The sequence below is a fragment of the Rhodopseudomonas sp. RCAM05734 genome (assembly GCF_052658035.1).
Genome location: NZ_CP199742.1, coordinates 5,857,927 through 5,870,978, shown reverse-complemented (window position 1 = coordinate 5,870,978; position 13,052 = coordinate 5,857,927). Strand labels below are relative to the sequence as shown.

The following is a 13,052-nucleotide window of genomic DNA, read 5'->3' as shown; positions in this document are numbered from 1 at the left end:
AATGAAGGTGATTGGACTGGCAGGCTGGAGCGGCGCCGGCAAGACCACGCTGCTGGCGCGGCTGATTCCGCATTTCATTGCTGGGGGATTGCGGGTGTCGACCATCAAGCACGCCCACCACGCCTTCGACGTCGATGTTCCCGGCAAGGATTCCTGGGTGCATCGCGAGGCTGGCGCCAGCGAGGTGCTGGTGTCGTCGAGCCAGCGTTTTGCGCTGATGCACGAATTGCGCGGCGCGGCGGAGCCTAAGCTGCCGGAGCTGCTGACGAAGCTGACGCCGGTGGATCTGGTCCTGGTCGAGGGCTTCAAGACCGATCCGCATCGCAAGATCGAGGTGCATCGCGCCGGCAACGGCAAGGCGCTGCTGTTCCCCAACGATCCGGCCATTGTCGGCGTCGCCAGCGACATCGACGTGATCACCGACCTGCCGGTGGCGCATCTCGACGATATCCAGGCGATCGCCAATATGATGCTGGCGCTGGCGATGGACATCGACGACGTGCTGGCGATGGAGGCCTGAGCGATGGCGCAGTTGTCGGACGATTGCTTTGCCTTTGGCGGGCCGCTGATGTCGGTGGACGAGGCGGTGGCGATCATCGCTGCGCGGGTCGCGGCGATCAGGGACGTGGAGCGTGTCGACCTGATGCAGGCCGATGGCCGCATCCTTGCCGCCGATCTCAAGGCGCCGTTGCCGCTGCCGCCGTTCACCAATTCCGCGGTCGACGGCTATGCGGTGCGCCACAGCGATCTCACCGGCGCGGCCGAACAGGCCATGGCGATCACCGGGCGCGTGCAGGCTGGCGCGGAGGCGCAGTCGCTTGCGACGGATGCGGCCATGCGCATCTTCACGGGCGCGCCGATGCCCGATGGCGCCGACACGGTGTTCATGCAGGAGGACGTGCAGCTCGATGCGGAGGGCCGCGTGGTGTTGCCGCCCGGCCTCAAGCCCGGCGCCAATGTGCGGCCGGCGGGCGAGGACATTGCGCAAGGCACCGCCGCACTGCGGGCCGGCCAGCGGCTGCGGCCGCAGGACGTCGCGCTGGTCGCGGCGTTTGGCCTGACGCAGGTCGATGTGATCAGGCGGATCCGCGTCGCGGTGTTTTCTACCGGCAACGAGCTGGTGTCGCCCGGCGATGCGCCCGGTGCCGCGCAACAATTCGACTCCAACCGCTTCATGCTGCAGGCGCTGCTGCGGCGGCTCGGCTGCGATGTCAGCGATCTCGGCATCATCCGCGACGACCGCGCCGCGCTCGCTGCGTCATTGCAGGACGCTGCCGGCGCGCACGATCTGATCCTCACCTCCGGCGGCGTCTCCACCGGCGAGGAGGATCACGTCAAGGCGGCCGTGGAAAGCGTCGGCTCGCTGGTGCTGTGGCGGATGGCCATCAAGCCGGGCCGGCCGGTGGCCATGGGGATCATATCGGGCACGCCGTTCATCGGCCTCCCCGGCAATCCGGTCGCGAGTTTTGTCACCTTCGCCCATGTGGTGCGGCCGACGGTGTTCGCGCTCGCCGGTGCAATGCAGCAGAAGCTCACGCCGATGCCGTTGCGCGCAGCCTTCAGCTACACAAAGAAGATCGGCCGGCGCGAATATGTCCGCGTCCATCTGCGCCGCGGCGACGACGGCGCGCTGGAAGCGGTGAAGTTCCCGCGCGAGGGAGCCGGCCTGCTGTCGTCGCTGGTGGAGACCGACGGGCTGGTGGAACTCGGCGAGGATGTCACCTCGGTAAGACCCGGCGCCATGGTCGGCTTCCTCGCTTACGCCAGTCTCTGTTGAGGGATGCCGATCTCATGACCACCACCACCCTCGACCTCTCCGGCCTGAAATGCCCGCTGCCGGCGCTGAAGACGCGCAAGGCGCTGAAATCGCTGGCGCCCGGCGACCGGCTCGAAGTGCACTGCACCGATCCGCTGGCGGTGATCGATATCCCCGCGCTGATCCAGCAGACCGGCGACCGCGTCGACATCACCGAACGCAGCGAAAGCAAAATCGTGTTCCTGATCGAAAAGGCGGGCGACGTCCTGTCGGCTTAAGTTCCGAAGCGTTCATTGCGATGGTATCCGGGTCACGCAAGATCCCCGCTTGATAGCGATTCAGTATCGCAGCATGAAAATCGCTTATTGATCTTTGGATCAATTCTCATTCTCCTTAAGTTTGCTGGGAATGGCACAACCTATCTGAAAACATCAGAACGCAACGACAGACACGCTCGCCAAGAGCGGCTGCAGGGGAGGAATTGATGACGACATACGGCAACGCCGGGACATTCTCCGGCGGATCTGCGGGGATTCTCGACCGCGAGCGCATCATTGCGACGGCAGGCTTCAATCGCTGGCTGGTCCCGCCGGCCGCTTTGTGCATCCATCTGTGCATCGGCATGGCCTATGGGTTCAGCGTGTTCTGGCTGCCGCTGTCGCAGGCCATTATCGCGCCGGCCGCGAAGGGGACGTGCGATGGCATGTCGCTGGCCGCCGAACTGTTCACCACGACCTGCAACTGGAAGGTCGCCAGCCTCGGCTGGATGTACACGCTGTTCTTCGTGCTGCTCGGCGTTTCCGCCGCCATCTGGGGCGGCTGGCTGGAACGCGCCGGTCCGCGCAAGGCGGGCTTCGTTTCGGCGCTGTGCTGGTGCGGCGGCCTGCTGCTCGGCGCGATCGGCGTCTACACCCATCAATTGTGGTTGCTGTGGATCGGCTCCGGCGTGATCGGCGGTATCGGCCTCGGCCTCGGTTACATCTCGCCGGTCTCGACGCTGGTGAAGTGGTTTCCGGATCGCCGCGGCATGGCGACGGGCATGGCGATCATGGGCTTCGGCGGCGGAGCGATGATCGGATCGCCGCTGGCCAACATCCTGATGAACTATTTCAAGACGCCGACCGACGTCGGGGTCTGGCAGACCTTCCTCGCCATGGGCGTCATCTACTTCGTGTTCATGATGATCGGCGCCTTCTCCTACCGCATCGCGCCGCCGAACTGGCGTCCGGACGGCTGGACGCCGCCGGAGAAATCCAATGCCATGATCACCGAGCATCACGTGCATCTCGACAATGCCCACAAGACCAAGCAGTTCTGGCTGATCTGGGCGGTGCTGTGCCTCAACGTGTCGGCGGGCATCGGCGTCATCGGCATGGCCTCGCCGATGCTGCAGGAGATCTTTGCCGGCAAGCTGATCGGGCTGCCCGATCTCACCTTCAGCCAGCTGTCTCCGGCGCAGAAGACGGCGATCGCGGGCATCGCCGCCGGCTTTGCCGGGCTATTGTCGCTGTTCAACATCGGTGGCCGGTTCTTCTGGGCCTCGCTGTCGGACAAGATGGGACGCAAGAACACCTACTACACGTTCTTCATCCTTGGCATCGTGCTCTACGCGCTGACGCCGACCTTCGCGGCGATGGGCAGCAAGGTCCTGTTCGTGCTGGCCTTCGGCATCATCCTGTCGATGTATGGCGGCGGTTTCGCCACGGTGCCGGCCTATCTCGCCGACATCTTCGGCACCCAGTTCGTCGGCGCCATCCACGGACGCCTGCTGACGGCGTGGGCAACGGCGGGCATCATCGGCCCGGTGGTGGTGAACTACATTCGTGAGTTCCAGATCTCCGCGGGAGTTCCGCGCGCGCAGGTCTATGACTTCACCATGTACATCCTCGCCGGCATGCTGGTGCTGGGCCTGATCTGCAATGCGCTGGTCAAGCCGCTGGCCGACCACTGGTTCATGAAGCCGGAGGAGGTGGCCGCCTTGCAGGCCAAGGGCGCCACCGCCAACAGCGGCGGCGGTTCCTACGGCATCGGCAAGGGCGGCCTCGACGCCAGTGCCGCGGCCTTCTGGGCCTTTGTGGGAATTCCGTTGGCCTGGGGCGTCTGGAAGACGCTGGAAAGCGCCCTCAGGATTTTCTGATCTTGCGAGCGGGCGCGGGCGGCAGATGGTTTCTGTCGCCCGCGCCGTCATCTTTCATTCGATGGATCCAATGACACCCGGGGGAATTGATATGCTTCGTACCGTCACCTGCACGCTCGCCGCACTCTTCGTCGCGGGCTCGCTGGTCTCCGCATCCGCGCAGATGGCAGCGCCCGCCACCGAAAAGCCGGCCAAGATGAAGCTCACGCGCCAGAGCCTGAAGGACATGCGCGCCAAGTGGAGCGCCAACAAGGGCAAGCTCGCGGGCTGCCGCAAGGAAGTGAAGTCCAGGGGACTGGCTGGCGATGATCGCTGGTTCTACATTGAGGAATGCATGGGCAAGAGCTGAGATCAGCGCGCATCTGCAACGCGTTGGACCGATGGGGGCATGTCGGGGGACCGGCATGCCCCGGACGTTTTAAAGGCCCATTCGCTATTGGCATCTGGCATGCCACAGTTTAGAGTTGCTCCAAACTAACGCGGGATGAATCTTGATGAGCCACGACGCGATCACCGTCCGTCCGTTCGAACATCCCGGCGAAGGTCGGCGTCGCGCCAAGTCGACGCCGAAGGGCCGGCAGATCGATCCGCAGGCAGCGCATGAGATCGAGCAGCCGCTCGGTGACCGGCCGCGCCGGCGCGATCTTCTGATCGAGCATCTGCATCTGATCCAGGACACCTATCGCCAGATCTCAGCGGCGCATCTTGCAGCCCTTGCCGACGAGATGAAGCTGGCCTTCGCCGAAGTGTTCGAGACCGCGACCTTCTACGCGCATTTCGATGTGGTGAAAGAGGGCGAGCCGGACATCGCGCCGCTGACCATCCGCGTCTGCGACTCGCTGACCTGTTCGCTGTTCGGTGCCGAACGGCTGATGCAGGAATTGCAGAACAGCACCGGTCCGGGCGTGCGCGTGGTGCGCGCGCCGTGCACCGGCCGTTGCAACACCGCGCCGACCGTCGAGGTCGGCCACCACTTCGTCGATCACGCCGACCTGCCCAAGGTGCTTGCCGCTGTTGCCGAGGGTCACACGCACACTGATATGCCCGCTTACGTCGATTACGATGCCTATGTGGCCGATGGCGGCTACAGGCTGTTGCAGCGCGTCCGCTCCGGCGAACTGTCACGCGACGATCTCTTAAAGGCGCTGGACGACGCCAGTCTGCGCGGCCTCGGCGGCGCCGGCTTTCCCACCGGTCGGAAGTGGCGCGCGGTGCTCGGCGAGCCCGGTCCGCGGCTGATGGCGATCAATGGCGACGAGGGCGAGCCCGGCACCATCAAGGACCGTTATTATCTGGAGACCGATCCGCATCGCTTCATCGAGGGCATGCTGATCGGCGCCCATGTGGTCGAGGCGGCCGAGATCTACATCTATCTGCGTGATGAATATCCGGCGTCACGCGCCATTCTCGCGCGCGAGATCGGCAAGCTGCCGGCGGGCGGTCCCGTGCTGCATCTGCGCCGCGGCGCCGGCGCCTATATCTGCGGCGAGGAATCCGCGCTGCTGGAAAGCATCGAGGGCAAGCGCGGCCTGCCGCGGCACAAGCCGCCATATCCGTTCCAGGTCGGGCTGTTCGGCCTGCCGACCCTGATCAACAATATCGAGACCCTGTGGTGGGTGCGCGATGTCGTCGAGAAGGGCGCGGCGTGGTGGAACAGCCACGGCCGCAACGATCGCAAGGGCCTGCGCAGCTATTCGGTGTCGGGCCGCGTCAAGAACACCGGCGTGAAACTGGCGCCGGCCGGCATCACCGTGCGCGAGTTGATCGACGAATATTGCGGCGGCATGGCCGAGGGCCACAGCTTCCACGCTTATCTTCCCGGCGGCGCGTCCGGCGGCATCCTGCCGGCGGCGATGGATGACATCCCGCTGGATTTCGGCACGCTGGAAAAATACGGCTGCTTCATCGGCTCCGCCGCGGTGATCATCCTGTCCGACAAGGACGACGTGAAGGCGGCGGCGCTCAACCTGATGAAGTTCTTCGAGGAAGAAAGCTGCGGTCAGTGCACGCCGTGCCGGGTCGGAACCCAGAAGGCGGCGCTGCTGATGCAGCAGCCGGTCTGGAACCGCGGCCTGCTCGACGAATTGAGCCAGGCGATGCGCGATGCCTCGATCTGCGGCCTCGGTCAGGCCGCCTCGAATCCGCTCTCCACCGTGATCAAATACTTCCCGGACGAATTCATGCCGAAGGAAGCCGCCGAATGACCTGCAAGGTATCCCGCGAGGTTCTGACATGAGCACCGAAAGCCCGACGCCACAGGGTTATGGCCACGACGCCAAGGGCGCCGCCGGCGGTCAAAACGTGCCGGATGGAAAGCCGAACGTGTCCCACACCGATCTGCACCGCGCCAAGGCGCAGACCATCACTTTCGAACTCGACGGCAAGCAGGTCGAAGCCGCGGTCGGCGAGACCATCTGGCAGGTCGCCAAGCGGCAGGGCCGCGAGATCCCGCATCTGTGCTATTCTCCGCAGCCCGACTATCGGCCCGACGGCAATTGCCGTGCCTGCATGGTCGAGGTCGAAGGCGAGCGCGTGCTGGCCGCGTCGTGCAAGCGCACGCCGTCGGTCGGCATGAAGGTGAAGACCGAAAGCGCCCGCGCCGTCGCCGCGCAGAAGATGGTGATGGAGCTCCTGGTCGCCGACCAGCCGGCGCGCGCGACCTCGCACGATCCGGATTCGAAGTTCTGGAACTGGGCCGAGAAGATCGCGGTCACGGAAAGCCGCTTTCCCAGCGAGGTACGCTGGAACGGCGACGCCAGCCATCCCGCCATGCGCGTCAATCTGGATTCCTGCATCCAGTGCGGCTTGTGCGTGCGCGCCTGCCGCGAGGTCCAGGTCAACGACGTCATCGGCATGGCCTATCGCAATGCCGATTCCAAAATCGTGTTCGACTTCGACGACCCGATGGGCGAGTCGACCTGCGTGGCCTGCGGTGAATGTGTGCAGGCATGCCCGACCGGCGCGCTGATGCCGGCGGCGCTGCTCGACGACAACCAGACCCGCACCGTCTACGCCGACAAGAAGGTGGATTCGTTGTGCCCGTTCTGCGGCGTCGGCTGCCAGGTGACCTATCAGGTCAAGGACGAGAAGATCATTTATGCCGAGGGCCGCGACGGTCCGGCCAATCACAACCGGCTATGCGTCAAGGGCCGCTTCGGCTTCGACTATATCCACCATCCGCATCGCCTGACCAAGCCGCTGGTGCGGCTGGCCAATGCGAAGAAGGACGGCAACGACCAGGTCGATCCCGCCAATCCTTTCACCCATTTCCGCGAAGCTTCCTGGGAAGAGGCGCTCGATATCGCCGCCAAGGGTCTGGTCAAGATCCGCGATGAAAAGGGCGTCAAGGCGCTGGCTGGCTTCGGCTCGGCCAAGGGCTCCAACGAGGAAGCCTATCTGTTCCAGAAGCTGGTGCGCACCGGTTTCGGCTCCAACAATGTCGATCACTGCACGCGGCTGTGCCATGCCTCGTCGGTGGCCGCTTTGATGGAAGGCCTCAACTCCGGCGCGGTGTCGGCGCCGTTCGCGGCCGCCATGGATGCCGAGGTCATCATCGTCATCGGCGCCAATCCCACGGTCAACCATCCGGTCGCCGCGACCTACATCAAGAACGCCGCCAAGCGCGGCGCCAAACTGATCGTGATGGATCCGCGCCGGCAGACGCTGTCGCGCCATGCCTGGAAGCACCTGCAGTTCAAGCCCGGCGCCGACGTGGCCATGCTCAACGCCATGCTCAACGTCATCATCACCGAGGGCCTGACCGACGCGCAATATATCGCCGGCTATACCGAGGGCTTCGACGATCTCAAGGCCCGCATCGGCGAGTTCACGCCGGAGAAGATGGCGCCGATCTGCGGCATCGATGCCGAGACCCTGCGCGAAGTGGCGCGGACCTATGCGCGCTCCAAATCGTCGATCATCTTCTGGGGCATGGGCATCAGCCAGCACGTCCACGGCACCGACAATGCGCGCTGCCTGATCGCGCTGGCGCTGACCACCGGCCAGATCGGCCGGCCCGGCACCGGATTGCATCCGCTGCGCGGCCAGAACAACGTGCAGGGCGCCTCCGACGCCGGCCTGATCCCGATGTTCCTGCCGGACTATCAGCCGGTCGGTCGCACCGACCTGCGCGAACCCTTCGAGAAACTCTGGCACTACGATCTCGATCCCGAGCGCGGCCTCACCGTGGTGGAAATCATCCACGCCATCCATCGCGGCGAGATCAACGGCATGTTCATCGAGGGCGAAAATCCGGCGATGTCCGATCCCGACGTTCAGCACGCGCGCGACGCGCTGGCCAAGCTCGATCATCTTGTGGTGCAGGATCTGTTCCTGACCGAGACCGCGTTCCACGCCGACGTGGTGCTGCCGGCCTCCGCCTTCGCCGAAAAGGTCGGCAGCTTCACCAACACCGACCGCCGCGTGCAGATCGCCCGCGAGGTGATCAAGCCGCCGGGCGATGCGCGGCAGGATCTGTGGATCATCCAGGAGATCGGCAAGCGCATGGGGCTGGACTGGAACTACAACGGTCCCGCCGACGTGTTCGCGGAGATGACGCAGGTGATGCCGTCGCTGAAGAACATCACCTGGGAGCGGCTGGAGCGCGAGGGCGCGGTGACCTATCCGGTCGACGCTTCCGACAAGCCCGGCAACGAGATCATCTTCACCACCGGCTTCCCGACCGTCAGCGGCCGCGGCAAGATCGTGCCGGCCCATGTGCTGCCGCCGGACGAACTGCCCGACGACGAGTATCCGATGGTGCTGTCCACCGGCCGCGTGCTCGAACATTGGCACACCGGCTCGATGACGCGGCGCTCCATGGTGCTCGACCAGATCGAGCCGGAGGCGGTGGCCTTCATGTCGCCGAAGGACATGCGGCGGATGGGCGTGCGGCCCGGCGACTTCGTGCGGCTGGAAACGCGCCGCGGCGCGGTCGAGATCAAGGTCCGCACCGACCGCGACGTGCCGGAGAACATGGTGTTCATGCCGTTCTGCTATGCGGAGGCGGCGGCCAATCTGCTGACCAATCCGGCGCTCGATCCGTTCGGCAAGATTCCGGAGTTCAAGTTCTGCGCCGTGCGCGCCGAACGCGCCGAGATCCGCAACGCCGCGGAATAGGGCGGTCTTTATGCCGCGGCTATAACACGCCGCGGCAGTCTGCTCTCGATTTCATACGGGCTCATCAGCATCTTCCGGCCAACGGCGAATAGCCGTTGCCGATCAGGAGACCTGCGATGACGACCGTTTCCCACCATGCAAACCACATCCGCGACCTCACCACCGACGATGCCTATCGATCCTGGCTGATCAGCCGGAACCAGGGGCCCATCGTTCACCATTCCGGCGCGATGCACCTGAAGCGGCTGCTGGTGCTGGCGCGGCTGACGCGCAATCACATCAAGAGGTTCTTTGCCGCCATCCGCGTCGCGCTGGTGGCTGACAAGATGCGCCGCGTGCAGCGCGAACTCAGCCTGCGCGGCGTACGCTACGATGCGCCGCCAAAGGCCTCGACCGATCGGGGCGAACGATGAGCGCGCATCGCTCCGACGCGCTGTTCGCGCGCATCGGCGCCTACGGCAAGGCGCTGCCGGGGCTGCTCGCGTGGCTGCTGCGCAAGCTCGTCACCGGCCCCGCCGCCTATCATCCCGGCGCGCACTACATGCGCGGCCCCGGTCCGAAATGGCGCGAGAAGCACGGGCTGCAATGGCCCGGTGCAACGCGCGACCAATGGGATGCGTGACGCGAGCTTCGTTCCTGCTGTCAATGCGAGCCAAGCCAGGAAATCCAGCCGTTACCCGGGCTGGATTTTTGCTGTACGTGCGCGTCACAATGATGGATTAGAGTTGGATTCAGCACAGTTGAATCGTTCCCCGGACGCGGTGCACTGCGCCGCCCACTTGGCGGCGCGGCATAAGAATGCCGCACCGCGTCCGGGACACGCCCCTGCTTAAATCCAAACCGATCACACTCTACAGCGCCCGCAACTCGCGCCGCAGCCGGCTTTCCGAAACACACGCGTCGATGTCCTTCTGAATCGCCGCAATCGCCTCTGCGATCGCGGCTTGCGCCGCTGCATCGGGCTCAACCATCGGCAATCGCACGCGCGGTGACATCCGGCCGAGGAGTTCGAGCGCATGTTTCAACGCCGCCGGCGTGCCGTCGGTCGCCAGCGCCGCATTGAGCCGGCACAACTGCGCCGCCATAGCCTGCGCGCCGCGCAGATCGGCGTGGCCGCGCAAGGCGTCGAGCTTCCGGTACAGCTCCGGCACCACGGTAGCGGTCATGGAGATGCAGCCGTCGCCGCCCTGCGCGATGAAGGCCGCGGCCGTTGCATCGTCGCCGGACAGCAGCCGAAAGCCCGGCCGTAGCCGCGAGCGCAGCCGCAGCGGTCGCGTGACGTCACCGCTGCCGTCGCGCAGCCCGATGAATTGCGGGATCGCTGCGAGCTGCAGCAGCGTATCGTCGGCGAGGCCGCGCACCGTCCGCTGCGGGATATCGTGCAGGATGACCGGCAGTTCGGTGCAGTCGGCGACCGCCGCAAAATGTGCCGCGATGCCCGACTGCATCGGCTTGTTGTAGTAGGGCACCACGGACATGACGGCGTCGGCGCCGGCCGCATCGGAGCGCCGCGTCAGCTCGACCGCCTGGCTGGTGGAGTTGGAGCCGGCGCCGGCGATCACGCGGACCCGCTTGCGCGCGGTTCGCACCGCTGCGCGGACCAGGGCGTCGTGTTCGTCCGGCGTTAGCGTCGCCATTTCGCCGGCGGTCTCGCCGACGACGAGGGCGCTGCAACCCGCCGCGATCTGCCGTTCGCATAATTGCGCGAAAGCGGCGACATCGATGCGATCGCGATCGTCGAACGGGGTCGGCAGGTCGGGAATCCAGCCTGTCAGCCAGGCGGTGCGGTCGTTGGCGCCGGTCATGGTCTTCACCATTGCCCGCCGCTCAGGCTGCGCGACGCGGCTGCGCCATGTCGGCGCGATCGGCGGCGGGCGTGGTGCCCATGTCGAGCTCGAGCGGGGCCGCGATGGCGATGATGGCTTCGGGGTGATGGTGGTTCTCGAACAGAGCGTAGCGGATCGCGGCCTTCTGGCTGACGAACAGGCCGCCATAGAGCCCGTCGCGCTCGCGCGCGACCCACTGGCCGCGGCTGTTCTTTCCGATCAACACGATATGACACAAGGAAGGTTCGGCGAGATTCACGTAAAGTCTCCTGATGGTGGATTGGGCGGATGTGGCGTGAGGCTCAGGCGAAGTTGTCGCACAGCGCCGGCTGCCACGACGCGCCGGGTGCGCCCGGGCCCATGGCGACGTTCGGCAATTCAGACCTGACGCCTTCATGCCGGGCCTGCATGATGGCGCCGAGGATCGCCAGCGCCATGTCGGGGTGATGCGTCTCGATGGCGGTATCGAGCCACTCCGGCATCTCGCGGTTGTCGGACAGCGCGCAGTGCCATTCGCCCTCGTCATAAGCGAGCCGGCGCAACTGCCAGCGCGGCAGCTCTAGCGCCAGCAGCGACAGTGCGGCGTCGGTCCAGGCGCAGGACGCGATCAGGTGCCTGATGCGGGCGACCTCCAGGGCCTTTCGCATCGGGTTGCCGTGGCGCGCGGTGGCCAGCACGTCGGCGAACTGCGTGGCCGAGGCGGTGGCGGTGGCATCCAGCGCTTCGGCGGGGTGGAATTCATGAGCCTGATAATTGAGCGACATGGCGTGTCTCGTTGGCAACGCGGTCCGGTGCGACCGCATGCAAAAGATGAGCGCAATGGCATTTGAAAACGAGGCGGGGCGGAGGGCGCAGATATAAGGATGCCATAAGTACCGGATCCGGCGGGTCCAGCGATCTTTCGCCAATTATTAATGTCTTCCGGGCAGTGATGAGGTTTTGCGGAGATCGTTGTGCGCCAGACCGACATTGCAATTATCGGCGGCGGTCTGGCCGGATCGACGGCGGCGGCCATGCTGGGCCGCGCCGGGATCGCTGCCCTGCTGATCGAGCCGCACGACAGTCATCCGCCGGAATTGCGCTGCGAGAAGATCAGCGGCGACCAGCAGCTCGATCGCCTGCGCGAGACCGGCCTTGCCGAGGCTGCGCTGCGCATCAGCGTCCATGACGCGCAGATCTGGATCGCGCGGTTCGGCCGCCTGATCGATATCAGGCCGAGCCAGCAATACGGCTTCATGTACGACGCGCTGGTCAATGCCATCCGCGCCGAGATCCCTGCGGCGGTGGAGCACATCCGCGCCAAGGCCACAGCGGTCGTCACCAGCGACGATCGCCAGATCGTCACGCTGTCCAACGGTGAACAGGTCTCCGCGCGGCTGGTGGTCCTGGCCCACGGGCCGAGCGTCGCGCTGTACCAGGCGCTGGGCATCGAGCGTCGGGTCATCAGTGCCTGCCACTCGATTTCGGTGGGCTTCGACATCGCGCCCGTCGGCCGCGCCGCCTTTGCCTTTCCGTCGCTGACCTATTTCTCCGAGCGCACCGCCTTGCGCACTGCGTACCTGACACTGTTTCCGGTGGCCCATGGCACGCGCGCCAACCTGTTCGTCTATCGCGAGATGGACGATCCCTGGCTGCGCCAGATGCGCCGGGAGCCTGCGGCTGCGCTCGACGCCTGCCTGCCGCAACTGCGCGCCATGATCGGCGACTACGCCATTTCAGGCGACATCAGGATTCGCCCGGTCGATCTCTATGTCAGCAGCGGCCATCGCCAGGCCGGCATCGTGCTGGTCGGCGACGCCTTCGCCTCGCCATGCCCGGGCAGCGGCACCGGCACCGACAAGGTGTTCACCGACGTGACGCAATTGTGCAACGTCCATATCCCGCGCTGGCTCGCTACGCCCGGAATGGACGTCGCCAAGATCGCCGCATTCTACGACGACCCGGTCAAGCAGGAATGCGACGCCTGGGCCGAAGCCAAGGCGTTCACGCTGCGCGCGGTGACCCTGGACAATTCGCTGTTCTGGCGCGCCCAGCGCTGGGCGCGGTTTTTCGGCCGGCTCGGCCAGGGCATGGTCAGGCGCATGCGTGAAACGATGAAGCCGTCCGCCGCGCTGCGCATCCGCACCCGGTCGTCGTGATGAGCGTCCAGGCGGTGTGAGTGAAGTAGGTGTCCCGGGCGCGCTGCGGCACGAAGTGCTGCTGCGCAGACCCGGGA

13 protein-coding genes are annotated in these 13,052 nt (G+C 65.6%); 10 read left to right on the top strand and 3 right to left on the bottom strand.

The annotated features are described in order from the left end of the window. Position 1: 1 nt before the first annotated feature. The 9 genes from mobB (at position 2) to ACUXVA_RS27915 (ending at position 9,633) form a co-directional block, all read left to right on the top strand. Positions 2-520, top strand: a complete 519-nt coding sequence (mobB, locus tag ACUXVA_RS27955) for a molybdopterin-guanine dinucleotide biosynthesis protein B (RefSeq protein ID WP_445489397.1) — start codon at positions 2-4, stop codon at positions 518-520. 3 nt (positions 521-523) lie between these two features. Beyond that, positions 524-1,777 carry a molybdopterin molybdotransferase MoeA gene (locus ACUXVA_RS27950; RefSeq protein WP_445489395.1) on the top strand — a complete coding sequence of 418 codons (1,254 nt, stop codon included), beginning with the start codon at positions 524-526 and terminating at the stop codon, positions 1,775-1,777. A gap of 14 nt (positions 1,778-1,791) precedes the next feature. Continuing rightward, positions 1,792-2,034, top strand: a complete 243-nt coding sequence (locus tag ACUXVA_RS27945; protein ID WP_265082690.1) for a sulfurtransferase TusA family protein — start codon at positions 1,792-1,794, stop codon at positions 2,032-2,034. 206 nt (positions 2,035-2,240) lie between these two features. After that, the gene (locus ACUXVA_RS27940) at positions 2,241-3,893 is read left to right on the top strand and encodes an OFA family MFS transporter (RefSeq protein WP_445489393.1); all 1,653 of its coding nucleotides are present in this window, start codon (positions 2,241-2,243) and stop codon (positions 3,891-3,893) included. A gap of 91 nt (positions 3,894-3,984) precedes the next feature. After that, the gene (locus ACUXVA_RS27935; RefSeq protein WP_445489391.1) at positions 3,985-4,242 is read left to right on the top strand and encodes a hypothetical protein; all 258 of its coding nucleotides are present in this window, start codon (positions 3,985-3,987) and stop codon (positions 4,240-4,242) included. 145 nt (positions 4,243-4,387) lie between these two features. Continuing rightward, positions 4,388-6,097, top strand: coding sequence for an NADH-ubiquinone oxidoreductase-F iron-sulfur binding region domain-containing protein (locus tag ACUXVA_RS27930; RefSeq protein ID WP_445489389.1), 1,710 nt, complete (start codon positions 4,388-4,390; stop codon positions 6,095-6,097). Between the two features lie 28 nt (positions 6,098-6,125). Next, the gene (fdhF, locus tag ACUXVA_RS27925; protein WP_445489387.1) at positions 6,126-9,011 is read left to right on the top strand and encodes a formate dehydrogenase subunit alpha; all 2,886 of its coding nucleotides are present in this window, start codon (positions 6,126-6,128) and stop codon (positions 9,009-9,011) included. A gap of 116 nt (positions 9,012-9,127) precedes the next feature. After that, complete coding sequence (locus ACUXVA_RS27920) at positions 9,128-9,424, top strand: hypothetical protein (protein WP_445489385.1); 297 nt, start codon at positions 9,128-9,130, stop codon at positions 9,422-9,424. Next, on the top strand, positions 9,421-9,633 hold the full coding sequence (locus ACUXVA_RS27915; protein ID WP_445489383.1) for a hypothetical protein: 213 nt from the start codon (positions 9,421-9,423) through the stop codon (positions 9,631-9,633). Before ACUXVA_RS27920 ends, ACUXVA_RS27915 begins: the two co-directional genes overlap by 4 nt. Positions 9,634-9,862: 229 nt before the next feature. On the opposite strand, the gene dapA is transcribed toward ACUXVA_RS27915, so the two are convergent. Genes dapA through ACUXVA_RS27900 form a run of 3 tightly spaced genes read right to left on the bottom strand, consistent with a single transcriptional unit; the run spans position 9,863 to position 11,601 of the window. Then, positions 9,863-10,828 (bottom strand): 4-hydroxy-tetrahydrodipicolinate synthase, encoded by a 966-nt coding sequence (gene dapA / locus ACUXVA_RS27910; protein WP_445489381.1) that lies wholly within the window; start codon positions 10,826-10,828, stop codon positions 9,863-9,865. A 10-nt stretch (positions 10,829-10,838) separates the two neighbouring features. Next, positions 10,839-11,096 carry a hypothetical protein gene (locus tag ACUXVA_RS27905; RefSeq protein ID WP_445489379.1) on the bottom strand — a complete coding sequence of 86 codons (258 nt, stop codon included), beginning with the start codon at positions 11,094-11,096 and terminating at the stop codon, positions 10,839-10,841. Between the two features lie 43 nt (positions 11,097-11,139). Further along, complete coding sequence (locus ACUXVA_RS27900; RefSeq protein WP_445489377.1) at positions 11,140-11,601, bottom strand: hypothetical protein; 462 nt, start codon at positions 11,599-11,601, stop codon at positions 11,140-11,142. Positions 11,602-11,790: 189 nt separating this feature from the next. Between ACUXVA_RS27900 and ACUXVA_RS27895 the strand changes: the two genes are divergently transcribed. Further along, positions 11,791-12,975, top strand: a complete 1,185-nt coding sequence (locus tag ACUXVA_RS27895; RefSeq protein WP_445489376.1) for an FAD-dependent monooxygenase — start codon at positions 11,791-11,793, stop codon at positions 12,973-12,975. The last annotated feature ends 77 nt before the right edge of the window (positions 12,976-13,052 follow it).

Bases quoted from the DNA above. Each gene is read 5' to 3' on its own strand.
- mobB (WP_445489397.1), top strand. From the start codon at position 2: ATGAAGGTGATTGGACTGGCAGGCTGGAGCGGCGCCGGCAAGACCACG.
- ACUXVA_RS27950 (WP_445489395.1), top strand. From the start codon at position 524: ATGGCGCAGTTGTCGGACGATTGCTTTGCCTTTGGCGGGCCGCTGATG.
- ACUXVA_RS27945 (WP_265082690.1), top strand. From the start codon at position 1,792: ATGACCACCACCACCCTCGACCTCTCCGGCCTGAAATGCCCGCTGCCG.
- ACUXVA_RS27940 (WP_445489393.1), top strand. From the start codon at position 2,241: ATGACGACATACGGCAACGCCGGGACATTCTCCGGCGGATCTGCGGGG.
- ACUXVA_RS27935 (WP_445489391.1), top strand. From the start codon at position 3,985: ATGCTTCGTACCGTCACCTGCACGCTCGCCGCACTCTTCGTCGCGGGC.
- ACUXVA_RS27930 (WP_445489389.1), top strand. From the start codon at position 4,388: ATGAGCCACGACGCGATCACCGTCCGTCCGTTCGAACATCCCGGCGAA.
- fdhF (WP_445489387.1), top strand. From the start codon at position 6,126: ATGAGCACCGAAAGCCCGACGCCACAGGGTTATGGCCACGACGCCAAG.
- ACUXVA_RS27920 (WP_445489385.1), top strand. From the start codon at position 9,128: ATGACGACCGTTTCCCACCATGCAAACCACATCCGCGACCTCACCACC.
- ACUXVA_RS27915 (WP_445489383.1), top strand. From the start codon at position 9,421: ATGAGCGCGCATCGCTCCGACGCGCTGTTCGCGCGCATCGGCGCCTAC.
- dapA (WP_445489381.1), bottom strand. From the start codon at position 10,828: ATGGTGAAGACCATGACCGGCGCCAACGACCGCACCGCCTGGCTGACA.
- ACUXVA_RS27900 (WP_445489377.1), bottom strand. From the start codon at position 11,601: ATGTCGCTCAATTATCAGGCTCATGAATTCCACCCCGCCGAAGCGCTG.